Annotated in this window: 17 protein-coding genes; 2 read left to right on the top strand and 15 right to left on the bottom strand. The window is 42.3% G+C overall.

The annotated features are described in order from the left end of the window. Positions 1–4: 4 nt before the first annotated feature. The 7 genes from rnr to zapE form a co-directional block, all read right to left on the bottom strand. Positions 5–2,551 (bottom strand): ribonuclease R, encoded by a 2,547-nt coding sequence (rnr, locus tag AAEY93_RS04305; protein WP_351075129.1) that lies wholly within the window; start codon positions 2,549–2,551, stop codon positions 5–7. A gap of 37 nt (positions 2,552–2,588) precedes the next feature. Continuing rightward, complete coding sequence (locus AAEY93_RS04300) at positions 2,589–3,206, bottom strand: tetratricopeptide repeat protein (RefSeq protein WP_164839439.1); 618 nt, start codon at positions 3,204–3,206, stop codon at positions 2,589–2,591. 122 nt (positions 3,207–3,328) lie between these two features. After that, positions 3,329–4,624, bottom strand: coding sequence for an adenylosuccinate synthase (locus tag AAEY93_RS04295; protein WP_101034065.1), 1,296 nt, complete (start codon positions 4,622–4,624; stop codon positions 3,329–3,331). Between the two features lie 69 nt (positions 4,625–4,693). Continuing rightward, positions 4,694–4,882, bottom strand: a complete 189-nt coding sequence (locus tag AAEY93_RS04290; protein ID WP_124012469.1) for a DUF2065 domain-containing protein — start codon at positions 4,880–4,882, stop codon at positions 4,694–4,696. A gap of 394 nt (positions 4,883–5,276) precedes the next feature. Continuing rightward, on the bottom strand, positions 5,277–5,669 hold the full coding sequence (rpsI, locus tag AAEY93_RS04285) for a 30S ribosomal protein S9 (RefSeq protein ID WP_101034063.1): 393 nt from the start codon (positions 5,667–5,669) through the stop codon (positions 5,277–5,279). A 17-nt stretch (positions 5,670–5,686) separates the two neighbouring features. Further along, positions 5,687–6,115: a 50S ribosomal protein L13 gene (gene rplM, locus AAEY93_RS04280; RefSeq protein WP_101034062.1), complete on the bottom strand. Its 429-nt coding sequence runs from the start codon at positions 6,113–6,115 to the stop codon at positions 5,687–5,689. A 264-nt stretch (positions 6,116–6,379) separates the two neighbouring features. Then, positions 6,380–7,492 (bottom strand): cell division protein ZapE, encoded by a 1,113-nt coding sequence (zapE, locus tag AAEY93_RS04275; protein WP_124012470.1) that lies wholly within the window; start codon positions 7,490–7,492, stop codon positions 6,380–6,382. Between the two features lie 320 nt (positions 7,493–7,812). On the opposite strand from zapE, the gene degQ reads away from it, so the two are divergent. Both degQ and degS read left to right on the top strand, forming a co-directional pair. After that, entirely contained in the window at positions 7,813–9,162 is a 1,350-nt protein-coding gene (degQ, locus tag AAEY93_RS04270; RefSeq protein WP_335686781.1) for a Do family serine endopeptidase DegQ, read from the top strand. 186 nt (positions 9,163–9,348) lie between these two features. Beyond that, on the top strand, positions 9,349–10,428 hold the full coding sequence (gene degS / locus AAEY93_RS04265; protein ID WP_351075124.1) for an outer membrane-stress sensor serine endopeptidase DegS: 1,080 nt from the start codon (positions 9,349–9,351) through the stop codon (positions 10,426–10,428). A gap of 1,182 nt (positions 10,429–11,610) precedes the next feature. Here the strand turns inward: degS and AAEY93_RS04260 are convergent. The 8 genes from AAEY93_RS04260 to mlaD all read right to left on the bottom strand — a co-directional run bounded on the left by AAEY93_RS04260 (position 11,611) and on the right by mlaD (position 18,667). Beyond that, complete coding sequence (locus tag AAEY93_RS04260) at positions 11,611–13,284, bottom strand: Ig-like domain-containing protein (RefSeq protein WP_124012473.1); 1,674 nt, start codon at positions 13,282–13,284, stop codon at positions 11,611–11,613. A 192-nt stretch (positions 13,285–13,476) separates the two neighbouring features. Further along, positions 13,477–14,112: a response regulator gene (locus AAEY93_RS04255; protein ID WP_124012474.1), complete on the bottom strand. Its 636-nt coding sequence runs from the start codon at positions 14,110–14,112 to the stop codon at positions 13,477–13,479. Next, positions 14,097–15,509: a sensor histidine kinase gene (locus AAEY93_RS04250; RefSeq protein ID WP_124012475.1), complete on the bottom strand. Its 1,413-nt coding sequence runs from the start codon at positions 15,507–15,509 to the stop codon at positions 14,097–14,099. The genes AAEY93_RS04255 and AAEY93_RS04250 overlap by 16 nt, the downstream gene beginning before the upstream one ends. A gap of 155 nt (positions 15,510–15,664) precedes the next feature. Further along, complete coding sequence (murA, locus tag AAEY93_RS04245; protein WP_124012476.1) at positions 15,665–16,924, bottom strand: UDP-N-acetylglucosamine 1-carboxyvinyltransferase; 1,260 nt, start codon at positions 16,922–16,924, stop codon at positions 15,665–15,667. 15 nt (positions 16,925–16,939) lie between these two features. After that, positions 16,940–17,191 carry a BolA family protein gene (locus tag AAEY93_RS04240; RefSeq protein WP_101034054.1) on the bottom strand — a complete coding sequence of 84 codons (252 nt, stop codon included), beginning with the start codon at positions 17,189–17,191 and terminating at the stop codon, positions 16,940–16,942. 27 nt (positions 17,192–17,218) lie between these two features. Next, positions 17,219–17,518: an STAS domain-containing protein gene (locus AAEY93_RS04235; RefSeq protein ID WP_101034053.1), complete on the bottom strand. Its 300-nt coding sequence runs from the start codon at positions 17,516–17,518 to the stop codon at positions 17,219–17,221. Beyond that, positions 17,515–18,114, bottom strand: a complete 600-nt coding sequence (locus AAEY93_RS04230) for an MlaC/ttg2D family ABC transporter substrate-binding protein (protein WP_372491505.1) — start codon at positions 18,112–18,114, stop codon at positions 17,515–17,517. Before AAEY93_RS04230 ends, AAEY93_RS04235 begins: the two co-directional genes overlap by 4 nt. 79 nt (positions 18,115–18,193) lie before the next feature. Beyond that, positions 18,194–18,667, bottom strand: a complete 474-nt coding sequence (gene mlaD / locus AAEY93_RS04225; protein ID WP_101034051.1) for an outer membrane lipid asymmetry maintenance protein MlaD — start codon at positions 18,665–18,667, stop codon at positions 18,194–18,196. Positions 18,668–18,696 lie beyond the last annotated feature (29 nt).

The following is an 18,696-nucleotide window of genomic DNA, read 5'->3' as shown; positions in this document are numbered from 1 at the left end:
ATTACTATCTCTTGCTGCGCTTGGCAGGGTTTTTCTTAACACTAGAATTGGGTTTTGTGGCATCAGCTTTTTGTTCCACAGCGGAAGAGTTGTTAGCAACCGCAGGTTTGGCTGCTGGCGATGAAGCTTTTCCACTTGAACGACGCTTGCTGGGCTTAGGCTTATCCGATTTAGGCTTATCCGACTTAGGTTTATCAGATTTAGGCTTATCCGATTTAGGCTTATCCGATTTAGGCTTATCCGACTTAGGTTTATCAGATTTACCTGTCGATTTACCCCGTGCCGATTTAGCCCCTTCTGCATTCACTCGTTCACGAGCGGTTGAAGGTTTGCTGCCTTTGCGTGCAGGTTTACCCGCGCCTTTACTGTTGTCACCCACCATCAACAAGTCAATTTGACGATCATCAAGATTAACCGCGGCAACTTTAACGGTCACTTCATCACCCACTTGGTATACTTGGCGAGTATTTTCACCAATTAATCGTTGGCGCATAGGATCAAATTTATAGTAGTCACTGGCCAGGCTTGAAATATGCACCAGCCCATCAATAAATAATTCGTTAAGTCTGACAAACAATCCAAAACTAGTGACTGAGGCAATAACTGCATCGAAGGTATCGCCGACATGATCTTGCATATATTCACATTTCAGCCAATCACTGACATCGCGAGTTGCTTCATCAGCGCGACGCTCAGTGGTAGAGCATTCTTCACCTAATAAATCTAATTCTTCAAGTTGGTAGAGATAACCCCCATCCCGCGTCCACTTATCGTTAACATCGCCCTGCTCTTTTGCGAGCAAATATTTGATCACTCGATGCAAAACCAAATCAGGGTAACGGCGAATTGGCGAGGTAAAATGCGAATACGCTTCTAATGCCAAACCAAAGTGACCTTCGTTATCTGGGCTATAGACTGCTTGACGCATAGAGCGCAATAACATCACTTGAATTAGCTCAAAGTCAGGGCGATCGGCTATTTTCAGCATGATATTTTGATAGTCTGTCGGTGTCGGCTCGAGTCCACCATCCATACTTAAGCCGCGTTCAGCAAGAAACTCTTTAAAATTAGCCAGTTTTTGCGCCGATGGAGCTTCATGAACACGGTATAGCACTTCGCCTTTGTGTTTTTTAACAAACTTAGCTGAAGCCACGTTGGCTAAAATCATACATTCTTCGATGATCTTATGCGCTTGGTTACGACCTCTTGGGACGATTTTGTCAATTTTACGCTGCTCATTAAAGATAAACTGCGTTTCTAGGGTTTCAAATGCAATTGCCCCACGCTCTGCACGACGCTTATCTAAGGTGAGATATAATGACTGCAAACACAATAAATGTGGGAATAACGCTTCGTGCTCAGGCGCAATAGCGCCACCTTCAAGCATCGCGGCCACTTGAGTGTAAGTAAAACGAGCATGAGAGTGCATTACTGCAGAATAAAACTTGGTTCCCGATAATTTGCCGGCAGCAGAAATGGTCATCTCGGCCACCATGCACAAACGATCGACCTGGGGCTTTAATGAACACAAGCCGTTAGAGATTTTCTCAGGCAACATTGGAATAACTTGCGACGGAAAATATACTGAGTTACCTCGTGAGTGAGCCTCAGTATCTAATGCAGAATCAGTACGTACATAATGGCTCACATCAGCAATCGCAACCCATAAACGCCAGCCACCACTTGGTTTTGCTTCAGCGTATACCGCATCGTCAAAATCACGGGCATCTTCGCCATCAATGGTGACCAACGGTAAATGACGTAAATCAACGCGACCTAACTTATCGTCTTCGGTGACTTCGTCGGGAATACGTTTAAGTTTTTTCTCAATAATCTCAGACCAAGTATGGGGTAAATCATAATTACGTAACGCAATTTCGATTTCCATACCCGGTGCCATTGTCTTACCCAAGACTTCAGTCACTTTTGCTGCTGCTTTAACAAAACGACCTGGACGACGAGTTAATTCAACAACAACCACATCACCGGCGCGAGCGCCAAACGTATCTTCGCTGGCGATTAATATTTCTTGGGTAATACGTCGGTCATCTGCAATCACAAAGCCCATACCGCTGTCGACGTGATAACGTCCAACTAACGCTGCGGTTCGCTCATGTACTAGTCGGACAATACGTGCTTCACGGCGACCACGACGATCGGTACCCGCTTTTTGAGCGAGCACTTTATCACCATGGAAATACATCAGCATATCGCGATTATTAATAAATAAGTCATCACCGCCTTCATCTGGCTTAAAAAAGCCAAATCCATCGCGATGGCCTAAAACCGTACCAGACAATAAATCCATCCGTTCAGGTAAGCCATAGCTTTGCCCGCGGGTAAAGACTAATTGCCCATCACGTTCCATTGCGCGTAAACGGCGACGAAGCGCTTCTAATGGCACTTCTTCAGTAATGGTTAATGCTTCGGCAATTTTATCGCGGGTAACAGGAGACTTTTGTGCACGCAAGTATTCTAAAATATACTCACGGCTAGGAATAGGATTGTCGTACTTGTCTTGTTCTCTCTCAAAATGAGGATCGTTGATCATTCAATTTCCAAATAATTCGCTCCATATCGTGGAGCCTTTAACGTGTGTACAGCTGTGGCTGCTGTGCTCTGGCCACAATACTGGCAGGCATTTTTGCAGCTAGCATCTGCAATAAGGACGAGGCCTTTTTCTGTTGGGCGTCGTCGTCAAATATACTGTTATATAACCAATGATAGCCTAGTTCATAATCGGCAGGACTTCCGTAGCCTTGTCCAAATAAACGAACCAATATCATTTTTGCGGTTAAATCCCCATTCGCTGCGGCAGGCAACACATATTGCACGGCACGATTAGGATCTTTAACCACTAGTTTACCGCGATAATAATAATCTGCCAATTTTACCATCGCTTCGGGGCTACCTTGCTCTGCAGCGGTTTGCAGTAGTGCCATACCGCGAGAGGGATGTGCCTTTACGCACACACCGTTATTGAGCATTTCACCCCATAAAAACTGGTACATGGGTTGCTGCAACACTTCTGCACGGGCTTCAATGTCTTGCACTAACTGACAGTCGTCAGCTTTTACGCGTTGCAAATATTGATTTGAACGAATGAGCGAAATCAATTGTTGATCGCTATAGATATCGACGGCTTCGGTGACCGCAAAAACATTGATGGACACAACACTCAACAACAATAAAGAGATACGCAACATAAGGATTCTCGATGACACTATCATGACTAACCCATCGGCAGTATAGCGTATTTCTTGAGTAGAAACTGCTACGACAGTTAATCGCACTCATTAAAAAGGCCGCTTATCGCGGCCTTTTTAGTTTACTTGAACGGACTCACCAAAATCATGGTTTCATTTCTATCCGGACCGGTAGAGATAATATCAATGGGCGTTTCTAATAACACTTCGAGACGCTTGATATAATTAATTGCCGCGGCAGGTAATTGCTCGATGGTTGTGGCACCGAAAGTGTTTTCACTCCAACCAGGCATAGTTTCATAAATTGGGGTAACTAGATCATAACCTTCAGCAGCTAAAGGGGTCACCTTTGAAACTGTTCCATCAGCATATTGATAGCCAACACAAATCTTAACTTCTTTTAGACCGTCTAAAACGTCTAATTTAGTTAAGCAAAAACCGCTAAGACTGTTGATTTGAACGGCACGGCGCATGGCCACAGCATCTAACCAACCAGGGCGACGTTTGCGACCCGTTGTAGCACCAAACTCTTGGCCTTTCTCACCAATATAATCACCAATTTCATTGGTTAATTCCGTTGGGAATGGACCCGCACCGACACGCGTCGTGTACGCTTTCATGATGCCTAACACATAGTCTAGATGACGAGGACCAAAACCTGAACCCGTCGCAACACCACCCGCAGTTGTGTTTGATGAGGTCACAAATGGATAAGTACCGTGGTCGATATCCAATAATGTTCCTTGAGCGCCTTCAAATAGAATGGGCTCACCCGCTTTACGGGCAACATCTAACATTTCACTGACATCAGTACACATGCTTTTGAGATAATCAGCAATTGCCAATGCATCATCTAGTGTTTGCTGATAATCAACGGCTTCAACATGGTAGTACTCAGTTAGCATAAAGTTATGGTATTTCATAACTTCTTGTAACTTAGTCGCAAATAGTTCTGCATTAAACAAATCACCAATGCGCAAACCGCGACGAGAGACTTTGTCTTCATATGCAGGACCAATACCCCGTCCAGTGGTGCCGATGGCTTTATTACCGCGCGCTTTCTCACGGGCAACATCTAATGCACAATGGAATGGAAGGATAAGCGGACATGCTTCAGAAATTAATAAACGTTCCTCTACAGGGACACCACGTTTTTTTAACATGTTGATTTCTGTCATCAACGCATCAGGAGAAACGACCACACCATTACCGATAATGCATTTTACGTTATCACGTAAAATACCTGACGGAATAAGATGAAGAACGGTTTTTTCACCATCAATTACCAAAGTATGACCGGCATTATGGCCGCCTTGGTAACGAACTACATATTTTGCCTGTTCTGTTAAAAGGTCGACAATCTTACCTTTACCTTCGTCACCCCATTGAGTGCCGAGCACGACTACATTCTTACCCATGATTAGCTGCAACGTCTTGTGGTATAAAATAGAATTTTAACAGATTTTAGGGGGTTATAGGCAAGTATTTTATTGAAATGTGATCAATAAAATGACGCCTATAGTCACTAAACAGCCACCTAAGCGTCTGAGAACATTTTGCTTTTGTGTTGAAAGCTCTAATAAATATTTTTGCCACTTGTTAGGGAAAAGTAACGGACCAAGCCCTTCAAGAATTAAAACTAAGCCAAATGCGGTTATTAACAGCTGTATATTCATGTTGTAGTCTCTCTTTAACTGACACCAATCGTGTTCAATATTGGGTCATGCAGCGGGAATTTAAGTTGTTTTAATCAAGACCAAGACTTAAAGGCATAGTGTTGTTCGGCAACTGCTCTGGGTTGATCTACCTTTTGTATCTGACCGCCATGGACAATGGAGGAAATGTCTTATCTTGTATGGAACAAAATAGATCATGCCGTCGTACGTTAAAATGCGTCAACACAGAGTAAAGTAATTTGATTGGCATGACATCTTCGGCCGATGTTTTCGAGCTTATCTGCAGCGATTTTATAGAACATCATTAATATGCACACAAAACACATCTTGCGCGCTAAATTTTAGGCAATAAAAAACCCAGCATAAGCTGGGTTTTTTGAATCCAAAAAACGAATTAACGCTTAGAGAACTGTGGCTTACGACGTGCTTTACGTAGACCAACTTTCTTACGCTCAACTTTACGTGCATCACGGGTAACAAAACCAGCGGTACGTAGAGAAGGACGTAATGTTTCATCTAGTTGCAATAGTGCACGGGTAATACCGTGACGAATTGCACCAGCTTGGCCAGTAGTACCACCGCCCTTAACAGTTACATAGATGTCTAATTTATCAGTCATTTCAACTAACTCTAATGGTTGACGAACAACCATACGAGCCGTTTCACGACCAAAATACACATCCAGTGGAAGTTGGTTAACAACGATATTGCCACTACCTGCTTTAGCGAAAACGCGAGCTGTAGATGTTTTGCGACGGCCAGTGCCGTAGTACTGAGTTGCAGCCATTTTATTACTCCTCCCGTTTAGATATCAAGAAATTGTGGTTGTTGTGCAGCATGGTTATGTTCTGTGCCAGCGTAAACTTTAAGCTTACGGAACATAGCACGGCCCAAAGGACCTTTTGGTAACATACCCTTAACTGCTTTCTCGATGATCATTTCAGGCTTATGAGCTTGAAGCTTCTCAAAGCTGATCTGCTTAATGCCACCAATGAAGCCTGAATGAGAGTAGTAAATCTTACCAGCAGCTTTATTACCAGTTACAGTTACCTTTTCAGCATTGATAACGATGATATAATCACCAGTGTCAACGTGCGGTGTGTATTCTGGCTTATGCTTGCCACGTAAGCGAGTTGCGATTTCAGTTGCGATACGACCTAAAGTTTTGCCTTCAGCGTCAACAACAAACCAGTCACGAGTTACAGTTTCTGGTGTAGCAGTAAAAGTCTTCATTATTACAAAAACCCAAAGTTAATTTTCTGTCTTACATGCTGAATGCGGATTGCAATCAACACAAAATTACCGATTCTTGCCCCTTCGAACATGAATATTGGCTTATAACTTCCGCCCAATTGGCGGATTAACGCGGGCAGGTCGCAGATTATACGCAAAGCCACAGCAAAGATCACCTGCTTTTTGATAATATTTTAAATTAACTGTTCTATACACGTTGAACAAAAAGCGTTCGGCTTTTTTTAAAAAAATAGCGCTGGTAAACTAAGGCAAATGTTCCAACGCGAGATACTCTCTCGATTGCATTTCAATCAACCTTGAACGGCAACGCCTGAATTGAAAACTTAACAGGCCATCAGTATAAATGTGCTCCAATTCCACTTGCGCTGAAATAATCAATTTCACATTTCGCTCATAAAATTCATCGACCATAGCTAAGAAACGCCGGGCGATATCATCACCCGTTTGCTGCGCCCCCATTTGCTCAAGCCCACTCAACAGCACAGTATGATAAAAGCAAGCCATTTCCATGTAGTCACGTTGCGAACGAGGCCCATCACACAAATCACGGAAGTCGATTAACAGCACACCTTGCGACTGTTGACGAATACGAATGGCGCGTCCATCGATTTCTATCGGCGTGGTAAATCTATCTGATTCCGGCGCGAGTTGATCAAAATAATGTAATAGATTGATATCAGCTTGTTCATCGAGTGGATAATGATAAATCTCTGCTTGCTCTAAGGTCCGTAGACGGTAATCAATCCCTGAATCAACATTTAAGACTTCACAATGCTGGTTAATCAATGCAATCGCAGGTAAAAAACGCACCCGCTGTAAGCCATTTTTGTATAATTCATCAGGAATGATGTTCGAGGTAGCGACAAGTGCGACCCCTTCTTTAAACAATGCTTGAAATAAGGTGCCCAACAACATGGCATCAGTGATATCAGACACAAAAAACTCATCGAAGCAGATAATTTGATATTGTGACGCCATCTTTTTAGCAATCGTCAGAAGAGGATCTTGTACCCCTTTGAGTTCGCCTAAGTCATGATGAATTTGATGCATAAAACGATGGAAATGAGCACGTAATTTTCTCTCCGTGGGCAAGGCATCAAAAAAGGTATCCATCAGATAGGTTTTACCCCGGCCAACCCCACCCCATAAATACAAGCCTTTTACTGGGGCAGATGCCGATTTTATCCCCACCGCAGCAAACAACTGATTCAAGCCCGAAACGGGTTTAGCGGCGACAATCAACTCGTCATATACGCGTTGCAATGACTTAACCGCTTGTTCTTGTGCGATATCATGTGAAAAGTCGTCTCGGGTAAGGTCTTGCTGATAATGTTGCCAAGGGGTTAACTGCGACACGATTACGACTCTCTTACATCAAATAATTGCTGCGGATAATAACATTAAACAATAAGTACGAGTAATGGCTTCAAAGGATCAAATTAACCTTTGTTAATAAAAAAGGAACTAACATAATAACAGCCACTCTGATTGATTAACGTAAATTTGCTTATTCTTTACCTATAATTGTACTGACTTGCTCGCCATTGTGGAACATCATAAAACGAGCTTTAGGCAACACATCAGCAAAATGATTAACGATATTTAACTTTAACATCATGTCATCAAGCCAGATATTTTTCTCATCAAGCTTGAATGTATACAGGAGCTGTCCCTAGATGAAAACCAAATTAAGCTTACTCTCTGCTGCGTTATTAACGGCATCGTTAGTCATGACACCAACGCTGTCGCTAGCGGCCATTCCACAAGCCGTTGACGGTCAAACCCTGCCTAGCTTAGCGCCAATGTTAGAACGCACAACGCCAGCAGTTGTGTCGGTAGCAGTAACGGGCACCCAAGTGTCAAAGCAACGTGTACCGGATGTGTTTCGCTATTTCTTTGGCCCCAACGCACCACAAGAACAAGTTCAAGAGCGCCCTTTTAGAGGCTTAGGCTCTGGCGTTATTATCGATGCTGATAAAGGCTACATTATTACCAACAATCACGTCATTAACGGTGCAGACGACATTCAAATTGGTTTACATGATGGTCGCGAAGTAACGGCTAAGCTCATTGGTGCAGATAAAGAGTCCGATATTGCTTTACTGCAAATTGAAGCCCAAAACTTAACCGCTATTAAGCAAACTGATTCTGACGAAATCCGCGTTGGTGATTTTGCTGTTGCCATTGGTAACCCATTTGGTCTTGGGCAAACCGTTACATCAGGGATTGTCAGCGCGCTAGGTCGCAGTGGTTTAGGCATAGAAATGCTCGAAAACTTTATCCAAACAGATGCCGCTATAAATAGTGGTAACTCTGGCGGCGCATTGGTTAACTTAAAAGGCGAACTCATCGGGATAAATACCGCAATTGTCGCCCCTAATGGCGGTAACGTCGGTATTGGTTTCGCTATCCCTGCCAATATGGTGAATAACCTTGTTGATCAAATTATTGAACATGGTGAAGTCAGACGTGGGGTATTAGGTGTATCAGGACGCGATCTTGATAGTGAACTCGCCAAAGCTTTTGGTTTAGATACTCTGCATGGCGGTTTTGTTAATGAAGTCATGCCAAAAAGTGCTGCGGATAAAGCAGGGCTAAAAGCGGGAGATATTATAGTCAGCCTCAATGGTCGCAGTATTAAAACCTTCCAAGAATTACGGGCAAAAGTGGCCACTATGGGCGAGGGAGCAGAAGTAGAATTTGGTATTATTCGTGACGGCGATAAAAAAACTATTGAAGCGACATTAGGTAAAGCAGATAAAGTCGAAGCAGAAGCGGGTAATGTGCATCCTATGCTACAAGGTGCCACGTTAGAAGACAGCAAAAAAGGCATCCAGATCACAGAGGTTGCTCAAGGCTCACCGGCGGCAATGAGCGGTTTAGAGAAAGGTGATTTAATTGTGGGGCTAAACCGCAGTAAAGTGACCAGCCTTAAAGCATTAACAGAAATGTTGAAAGATAATCAAAGCTCTGCGGCACTTAAAATATTACGTGACAACCATTTGCTCTACCTTGTTTTACGCTAACATGTATTACGCTAACATGTATTACATTATTATTGCCTATAAACAGAGTCACACAGCAATAACAACCATTACGTTATAGTCTTTGGTGTTAGTTAAAGAATGAAGCATCGCCAAGCCTTTGGTCGGTGCTTATTTCTTTGAGCTATGTTAATATTTCAACTATTATTTTTAACAATTATTCAAGCCATGAATTTAAAAGACACTTGCATTTATATAACTAAAGCTGTGGTATTTGGTCTGATCATGGCAGCTGTTTTTTTAGCCATAACCTCGTTGATGCAAAATTCCTCGTTCAATCATAATTTATCCAATGTCAGCTCCAGTGGCTCAGAATTATCTTTTGCTAAAGCCGTTCGACGAGCCGCACCGGCAGTTGCTAATATTTACAGTCTTAGTATTGATCAAGGTAATCCACTCAATTCAAGTTCGCTTCAAGGCTTAGGCTCTGGGGTAATAATGAGTAACGAAGGTTATGTACTAACCAATTACCATGTGATAAAAAAAGCCGACGAAATTGTTATTGCACTGCAAAATGGGCGAAAATTTACTGCCGAAGTGGTGGGTTCCGATCCCGAAACAGATTTAGCTGTATTAAAAATTGAAGGCGATAATTTACCTATCGTACCGGTTAATCTTGATAAACTAGCCCAAGTCGGCGATGTGGTATTGGCGATTGGTAACCCTTACAACATTGGCCAAACCATTACCCAAGGTATTATTAGTGCAACCGGCCGCAACGGCTTAAGTTCTGGTTACTTAGACTTCTTACAAACAGATGCGGCCATTAATGCCGGTAACTCTGGCGGAGCATTAGTCGATACCGGTGGTGAGCTCATTGGTATCAACACCGCGGCATTCCAAGTGGGTGGCGATAATGGTGGTAACGGCATTAGCTTTGCGATCCCGATAAAGTTAGCCCACAGTATTATGGACAAATTAATTAAGGATGGCCGGGTTATTCGTGGCGCGTTAGGCATTTCGGGAGAACCGCTTAACGCTGTCATGGCACAAATACTTAACCTACCAGATTTGAAAGGCGTGTTGGTGACGGGTATCGATCCTGGCGGACCGGCTGCCCGAGCACGTTTAACCCCTAGGGATGTTATTACTCAGTATAATGACGAAGATGTGCCTGGTGTTGAAATGTTGATGGACCGAATTGCAGAAACCCCACCGGGCACGAAAGTCAACATGACCATTATACGTGAGGGTAAAAAGCAGACGCTGCCAGTCATTATTGCAGAAAAAGTCACTAACCCTGAGTAATACCATTAAAAATATCGACAAAAAAGCCATTCAATTGAATGGCTTTTTTTGTACAACACTAGCGCTAACGATTCCGCATTTTCTTAGATAAATATAAATATATAAGACAATTTATTCTTTAACTGAAATGCTAAGCCATGTGTTGCTGAAATTTTAGCTTTTTGCTAAGTCGATTAACTCAGTCTATTAACTAAGTCGATTAGTGACTCGAATTAAGTAAAACATCTATGGCCTGCCAATGCCTAAAGCAGGCAGGTCTTTTGATGCACTTTTGTCATCCTGATATCATTTTCAGCATAATTGTGGCTAACATATTACTCAATAAGGCAATAACGGATATAGCGATAAGTAAACGCCATAGGCTTTAACGCCTTCACCATGGGCTATTTATCCCTTAGGGGAATTCACCAACAAAACGATTACCTTGTTCGTCGTCAATAATTGAACTTGAAACGCTTTGACTATGCAGTGAATAACGATGCCGACGACATGCCGTTTTTGAAAACCAAACTATTAATAATTCCCTTTGGGAATAATGTCTCGTTCAACAATAATTACCTTTATAGCATCAGTGTATCCGTCTGCATTGATGTTTTACCCACACTACTTTTTACCCACCGATTGTTGATCTAATTTATCTTTAGACTGTTTGTGTTGATTAATATCTTATGAAGGATACGACTATTGTTACTGTTGAGCGCTAATTTATTCCCCTGCATCACCACGACAACCTAAATCAACTCAATCACTATTTTTAGTGCGGGGTAAGTATTTTATCTTCTTGCAGCTGAGCTTTAGTTTGTTCAACAATGTAAGTCATGATTATATTGTGTAAATTCATTCATGTTAGCGCTACTTGGTAATAACACTCGCTTAATACTGGCGGGATGGTTCAATAACGCCAAATGATGGTTTGAAACTATTTTGCCTTGGTGAATAGTGAGCAACATAAGGTCTTTGATCCATAAACCCCGGCAGTTAAACATTAATGAAAAAAGCCATCAATTAATATTGATGGCTTTTTTCATTAAGCGGTTAATTCGTTAACTCATTTAAGTTACTCAAACAGTTTCATCACAACAGTTACATGGATAATCTAAAACCAGATTATTGACGGCTTCATCATTTAACAATAAAAAAAGCCATGCGGAATACCGCATGGCTTTAAGGTAGCGCTAATGTTTACTTATGCATTTTACCATCAGGTAGTGCTGCTGCTTTATCAGCATAATCAGCATGGCACTCACCGCAAGAGTACTGCGCGGTTGCCCAAGGCATTTGGAACTTACCATCTTCAGTGAACTGCTTCGCGGCAGGGTCTAGGTCAAGAGTAAACAGGTGAGATTTGACGTCACCAAAGGCCGTTGTGCCATCTTTTCCGAAATGTTTTACTGCGCTCTTAGCCAATTTTGGCATATGACAGTCGGTACACTCTGCAACAAACTCATGTACTCCAACGGTAAACTCTTTCTTGTATTCACCCATATGGCAAGAAGAACACTCTTTAACTGCACCAGTATGCAAACCATCAGCACTGTCTGCATTTAAGGTAGACTTGTGAGAATCATGACAAGAGGTACACGCCATACCGCTCTTAGGACCAATTTCGTCACCGGCTTTATAAGTGCCATGGTCTTCAGGTACAACGCCTAACATTTCATCGCCAGTCTGGTGATGCTTTGATAATCCACCACTAGAGATGATACGACCACCGACTTTACTTCCATCAGGGAAGGCATCGTTATAATGGCTAATAAATGTTGGGTAATCTTTCTCACCATCACGAGTATGACACTCGGCGCATGTGACCGCTTTACCATAGCCCATATCATCGGCTAAGAAATCTTCGGTTATACGAGCAACGGCAATCTTAACGATATTTTCTGATGATGGTGCTTTGACATGCTCACTACCCGCGCCATGACAAGATTCACACTGAACGCCTTGCTCTGCAAAGGTACCATCCATGCCAGGAAGATCATCTTGACGTAATGGGCTGCGAGTATCGCCACCTGCTACATCAGTCGTACGTTTCCACCCCGTTGTATGACAGTTACCACAGCTATATTTAACATTGAATTGGTCTCCCTTGTAATCGCCCATAACATCCACATCACCTGGATGATTATCAGGAATATTCAATTCACCAGCAGCATTACGAATATTGTATTGCACGTCTTGACCGGTAACGATGTAGCCATCTTTGTCTAACCAGCGCATTTTCCAACCGTAACCACCAACAGTATATGAGACCTCGTCATAACTTGTTGGTGCACCTAAATCATTATTGGCTGTTGAATTGACCAACAAATCGATAGCGCCAATAATGGTTGTAGCAGGAGTATACGGAAATACCGGAGCATCATTGCCCGGGTTTTTCATGATTTTGAAGTTGTGACCAGTTTTTACAAAAGTCTCGTGCGTATCAGCGTGGCAGGCAGCACAAGATGAAGACCCGACATAGCTTAATGCTTCTGGCTCAGGAATAGCCTCTACGGTTACCGTGGCTACAGCTGATGCTTCGTCGGTGCCATCAGTAATGGTGTAATTAAACGTCACTTCACCGGCTTCTGCACCAGCGGTAAAGTCAACCTTGCCATCTTTAATCACTGCGCTACCAGAATCAACAGAAACAATTGCCAAGGTGTCGCCATCGGCATCGGTGTCATTTGCTAGCACATCAATGGTCACAACTTGTGCAGCCAGAACATTGGCAATATCAGCAGTTGCTACTGGGGGGGTATTTTCATCTGCTGGTGGTGGAGTAACGGTATCGTCATTGTCACTACCACAAGCAACAAGCATGGTAATCATACTGGCAAGAAGTAATTTTTTGTATGGAATTATTGTTTTCATCAGTTCATCCTCAAATTGGCTTTCAATCACTGCACAATGTTGTTGGGCGTGATTGATATGTCTCTTTGGACATATGCTCAGTATTTGCGGATTACCTATAAAGAGATAGATAACGATAGTTCACAGTCTCTAACAACTTGTGAACTATTGTTATCACAATAAACTTAACCAACTGATTTAAATGCATTAAAACTATAATGATAAGTTGTGGTTTTGTAATACGAATTGACCGGTACTTGTTAAAATGTAGATCTTGCTCTCATTTTGCATTACCAAACCTGCTTTTTTTAGCTGGCGTAAGTGGAAATTAAATTTGGTATGGTCTGCAACCCCCACTAATCGGCAAAGATCCATAAACTTTAGCTGCTTATGAGTACCTAACTGCTTAAGTGTTTCGCGTCGCAAGGCGTTTGCTAACGCAGAATAGACACAATCTGGATCGATATCATTGGTTGTTTTTAATAATAGTTTTTCTTGAATACTGCGTTTTATAGTGACAATTAACACCGAACTATTAAAAGGCTTAGTGATAACATTATCGGCACCCTTTTTCATCGCATCCACAGCGGTATCAACCGTGGCATAAGCCGTCACAATGACCACCGCCATATAGGGGTTAAGTTGGCGTAAATTGGAAATGGCCTCAACACCTGTCATACCAGACATCACTAAATCTAACAGAGCAATATCATAATTTTGCTGCTCACAAGCAGTTATTGCAGCTTCACCACTGTCAACACCGGTGACTTGATAGCCTTCAAGTTGAAGAATATCGACCATATTTCGCCTAAGTTCATGATCGTCTTCTGCAATTAACACGTTAACCATTCACACTCCCCCCCTGTGGCAAAACGGATAAGTACTCTAGTACCAACGCCTTTGGCACTGATAATGTTCATTTTCCCTTTATGAGCACTGACAATTTGCTTACAAATAGCCAAGCCTAATCCCGTTCCCTTACCTATAGGTTTAGTTGAGTAAAACAATTCTGTGGCTTGTTGCTGCGTTTGCTCATTCATTCCATCGCCATAGTCTCTGACTTCAAATAAAACCTGATGCTCATCTCTAGTGACGCTGATATCGATATGAGAGTTATGACCACTGGCATCCATGGCGTTATTAAGTAAGTTAATTAATAACTCTTCCAACTTCACCTTCTGACCAATGATACTTAAGGATGGATCACAATCAATATTGATAACGTAAGGGACAATTTTATGACTCATTAATTGCTTAGCGCCATAAATGACATCACAAAAATACACCTTTTGAGCGTTACCCAAATCGGTGTGAGCATAGGCCAGTAATTCTTTACTGATAACAGATGCCCTATCAATGCCTAAGCGCGCTCTATTAATATAATCCGTTAACTCATCCAACTTCACTGGAAGTTTTCGTTCGAGTAAATCCAATGCCAAAGTAGAAGAAGCCAAAGGGTTATTAATTTCATGGGCTATTCCCATCGCTAAATGCCCAATGGCTTTATATTTATCCGCTTCAATAGCTCGCTTCAGCTTAGCCTCTGTGGCCATTTCTTTCTCAATATCAAAAATATTGAGTGCCTTGTAGAGCGTGATCAACACAAAAGTGGCCGCTAAGGTTCTATACACTGGAACGGAAGAATGAAGCTCTGTCGGCACTAAACCAGCCAATACACCGTAGATAAATAACCCAACACCAGTGGCAATAAAATACTGCCCATATTCGTGACTATCCTGACGCAATTGATGACCATAAACAGCGATACCCACTCCGGCTAAGGTGGCACTACCAAAGCCGAGTAAAAAACGAGTGTAGCTGGCAGCTTGTGCAAATGTTTCCGCCAGCACTGAACTCCTTTGATATAAGAACAACATCACCAGAATATAAATCACCATAATTGCTGCGGTAATAAACTGGCCTATTCTTGCACACGTTTTAGGGCAAATTCGGAATAAAAGCCAAGCAAAAATCATCAAGCCAGCAAAAGAAAGTGACAGTTTTATCACTCTTAACCATTGCACCACAGAATGATATTTTGGCGAGATATCATCACTGAATAAGATGGCGTATAGCTCAGACCACTCATGAAAAGCATGAAAGAAACCAAAAAGCGCCAGCGCCCATAACGTCTCAGATATAGATAGCTGACTATATTTAAAATTCCGAAACACCACCACGCAACCAATCGCAAAAAACACGAGGCCGTAAAATAAATAAATGTTAAACGTGATGAAAGTCGTCATCACAACACATTAACAGTTTACCATTATGAAGAAGTGATCAGCTTTGCAATTACTTTGCGATGCGGTGAGGTTTATTTAAGAATTTTTGACACATATCAAATAAAAAACCGCACGGTTAAGTGCGGTCTTAGTGAATAAGCAAGTATTATATTAAGTTAGCTAACGCGGATAACTTCGCCGCCTAGCCCTTTGAATTTTGCTTCTATGTGCTCATAACCACGATCTAAATGGTAGATACGAGCCACTGTCGTGGTTCCTTCAGCCATTAAGCCGGCAATCACTAAGCTGGCCGAGGCACGTAAATCGGTCGCCATCACTTGGGCACCATTTAAACGCTCAATACCATGAATAATGCAGGTATTACCTTCCAGCTCTAAATTAGCCCCCATACGGCTTAATTCTGGCACATGCATAAACCGATTTTCAAAAATCGTCTCAGTCACTCTACCCGTCCCGTCTGCCAGCGCATTTAACACACAAAATTGCGCCTGCATGTCGGTCGGAAATCCAGGGTAAGGTGCCGTTTTAATGTTTACGGCTTTTGGACGTTGGCCTTTCATATCAAGCTCAATCCAATCTTCGCCTGTGGTGATCTCGGCACCGGCGTCTTCAAGCTTGGATAATACCGACTCTAATCCAATAGGGTCTGCTGACACACAACGAATTTTGCCACGCGTTACCGCCGCCGCAACCAGGAATGACCCTGTTTCGATACGATCAGGCATCACGCGATATTCACAACCGGATAAACGCTCCACCCCTTCAATCGTTAACGTGGCAGAACCAACACCGGTGATTTTCGCACCCATAGCAATTAAGCAATTTGCTAAATCAGTCACTTCAGGCTCACGAGCAGCATTTTCAATAACCGTTGTGCCATCCGCTAGCGCGGCTGCCATAAGCAAGTTTTCTGTTGCGCCGACACTGACCATATCCATAAAGATATGGGCGCCTTTTAAACGGCCATCAACTCGCGCTTTGATGTAGCCCTCTTTAACTTCAATCTTGGCCCCCATTAACTCCAAGCCGTGCAAATGCAAATTGACCGGACGGGCGCCGATAGCACAACCGCCGGGTAAAGAAACGTCTGCAGTACCATAACGGGCAAGCAGTGGGCCTAAAATAAGAATAGAAGCACGCATTGTTTTGACTAAGTCATAAGGGGCACAATAGTTATTTAAATGCGTGGTTGAAATACGAATGCGGCTATCGCCTAAGTCTTCAACCTCTGCGCCTAAACAACGTAACAGTTCGCAACTGGTGATGACGTCACGAAGTTTAGGTACATTTGAAACAATAAAATCTGTTTCTGCTAGTACGCCAGCCATTAAAATTGGCAATGCTGCGTTTTTTGCACCCGAGATCACGACTTCGCCAGCTAAAGGATTACTGGCTTTAATAGTTAATTTATCCAATGTGAATCTCAGTTGTTACATATTGAAAAGTTTTTCACGCTTCCACTGGGTAGGCGTAAAAGTTTTAATCGTTAATGCGTGCAATTCACCATTGGCAATCTGCTCCGCTAAATGGGTATAAATCGCCTGCTGTTGTTTTACGCGGCTCATGCCGTCAAAACATTCGCCCACAGCGACCACTTTGTAGTGGCTACCATCAGAGGTCACATGCGCTTCTGTTAGCGACAACGCCTCGGTTAAAAGTTGTTCAATATCTTTGCATTCCATGAAATCAATTACCTTTACTATTCAATTCTATACTTGGCTGAAAAAAGCGTCTAAATCATAAAGCTCAATCATTTTCTTGAGCTGAACACTTGGATTAACCAATTGACGTGACACACTTGTTTCCTGACTGCTTGAAACATGCAGTTTGATTAACGCTAATAACAATGCAACACCTGCACTGTCGACGTATTCCACTGCTGATAAGTCTACCACTTGGGTTGATGCAGTAAACAATTCATGGCGTTTAGGCCACAATTGTTTCACCTCATCTTGAGTTAACCGACCGCTAACAATGCAACGGTCGTCTTGTTGATTAAAGGTAATCACGCAGCTGCAGCTTCTTTTGCAGGTTGACGATCAATTCTCTGCTGGGTTTTATCATTCAACATGGTAATAACCGCTTCAATACCTTGCTGACGGATTAAATTCGAAATTTCAGATTGCTTAGAGGCCAATAAGCTCACGCCTTCCGCCACTAAATCAAATGCTTTCCAAGTGTTGTCTTTTAAACGACGCGCTTTAAATTGAATTTTAATCGGTGGACGACCTTGCTCAAGGATCTGGACGTTCACTTCAACTATTTTCTCATCGCTAAAATCTCTCGGCGGATCAAAAGCGACTTTTTGATCAGTATATTCTGTTAATGCTTGCGCATAGGTCGCGACTAGATACCCTTCAAAAGCTTCAACAAAACGATTACGTTGATCTACCGTTGTATCACTTAAATACTGCCCCATCACTTTGTAAGCGGCATATTTATAATCGACATAAGGCATAAGCTCTTCTCGAACAATCACTTTCAAGTGACTTAAATCATTATTAATTAACGTGTTGTCTGATTTAAATCGATCAAAAGTCATATTAGATACTTGTTTGATCATCTCATAAGGGTCATTGGTATTAACCTCATCATTGGCAGCCATAGCACCTTGACTTATCACAACACTGCCCACTAGGCATAAAGCAATAACACGACTAAAAAATATTTTCATAATAGGGATCCTATTTATCTGCAGATGACATACTGTACAAAAGTTGACCAATCAAATCTTCTAAAATCAATGCTCCACGAGTGTCATGTACTTTATCGCCATCGGCAAGCATCGAAATATCATCGTCCATAAACCCAGGCGTTAAGCCAATAAATTGCTCCCCGAGTAACCCTGAAGTCAAAATGGCCAAACTGCTCGTTTCAGGGAATTTATCGAAACGCTTATCCATTGTTAACGTCACAATAGGCACTAATTTATGGCTATCAAGGGCAACATCAGTCACGCGACCAACCACTACGCCACCGACTTTTACAGGCGAACGTACTTTTAGTCCGCCAATATTGTTAAACTCAGCCACTAATGTATAAGTCTGGGCATCGGTTTTTACTTTAACATTAGCAACATTGAATACTAATACACAAAATGCCAATAGACCTGACAATAAAAACACGCCTACTAATAACTCAATTTTCCGTGTCAACATACTATTAAACCACTTAAATTAATCTAAAT

Source organism: Shewanella sp. CAL98-MNA-CIBAN-0140 (assembly GCF_040309905.1).
GTDB classification, from domain to species: domain Bacteria; phylum Pseudomonadota; class Gammaproteobacteria; order Enterobacterales; family Shewanellaceae; genus Shewanella; species Shewanella psychromarinicola.
This window is presented reverse-complemented; position numbering and strand designations above follow the sequence as displayed.

Coding starts and splice junctions, on each gene's coding strand:
- degS (WP_351075124.1), top strand. CDS start 9,349: ATGAATTTAAAAGACACTTGCATTTATATAACTAAAGCTGTGGTATTT.
- rpsI (WP_101034063.1), bottom strand. CDS start 5,669: ATGGCTGCAACTCAGTACTACGGCACTGGCCGTCGCAAAACATCTACA.
- AAEY93_RS04260 (WP_124012473.1), bottom strand. CDS start 13,284: ATGAAAACAATAATTCCATACAAAAAATTACTTCTTGCCAGTATGATT.
- degQ (WP_335686781.1), top strand. CDS start 7,813: ATGAAAACCAAATTAAGCTTACTCTCTGCTGCGTTATTAACGGCATCG.
- rplM (WP_101034062.1), bottom strand. CDS start 6,115: ATGAAGACTTTTACTGCTACACCAGAAACTGTAACTCGTGACTGGTTT.
- AAEY93_RS04230 (WP_372491505.1), bottom strand. CDS start 18,114: ATGGCTGCCAATGATGAGGTTAATACCAATGACCCTTATGAGATGATC.
- AAEY93_RS04300 (WP_164839439.1), bottom strand. CDS start 3,206: ATGTTGCGTATCTCTTTATTGTTGTTGAGTGTTGTGTCCATCAATGTT.
- AAEY93_RS04240 (WP_101034054.1), bottom strand. CDS start 17,191: ATGGAATGCAAAGATATTGAACAACTTTTAACCGAGGCGTTGTCGCTA.
- mlaD (WP_101034051.1), bottom strand. CDS start 18,667: ATGTTGACACGGAAAATTGAGTTATTAGTAGGCGTGTTTTTATTGTCA.
- AAEY93_RS04250 (WP_124012475.1), bottom strand. CDS start 15,509: ATGACGACTTTCATCACGTTTAACATTTATTTATTTTACGGCCTCGTG.
- AAEY93_RS04295 (WP_101034065.1), bottom strand. CDS start 4,624: ATGGGTAAGAATGTAGTCGTGCTCGGCACTCAATGGGGTGACGAAGGT.
- rnr (WP_351075129.1), bottom strand. CDS start 2,551: ATGATCAACGATCCTCATTTTGAGAGAGAACAAGACAAGTACGACAAT.
- AAEY93_RS04290 (WP_124012469.1), bottom strand. CDS start 4,882: ATGAATATACAGCTGTTAATAACCGCATTTGGCTTAGTTTTAATTCTT.
- AAEY93_RS04255 (WP_124012474.1), bottom strand. CDS start 14,112: ATGGTTAACGTGTTAATTGCAGAAGACGATCATGAACTTAGGCGAAAT.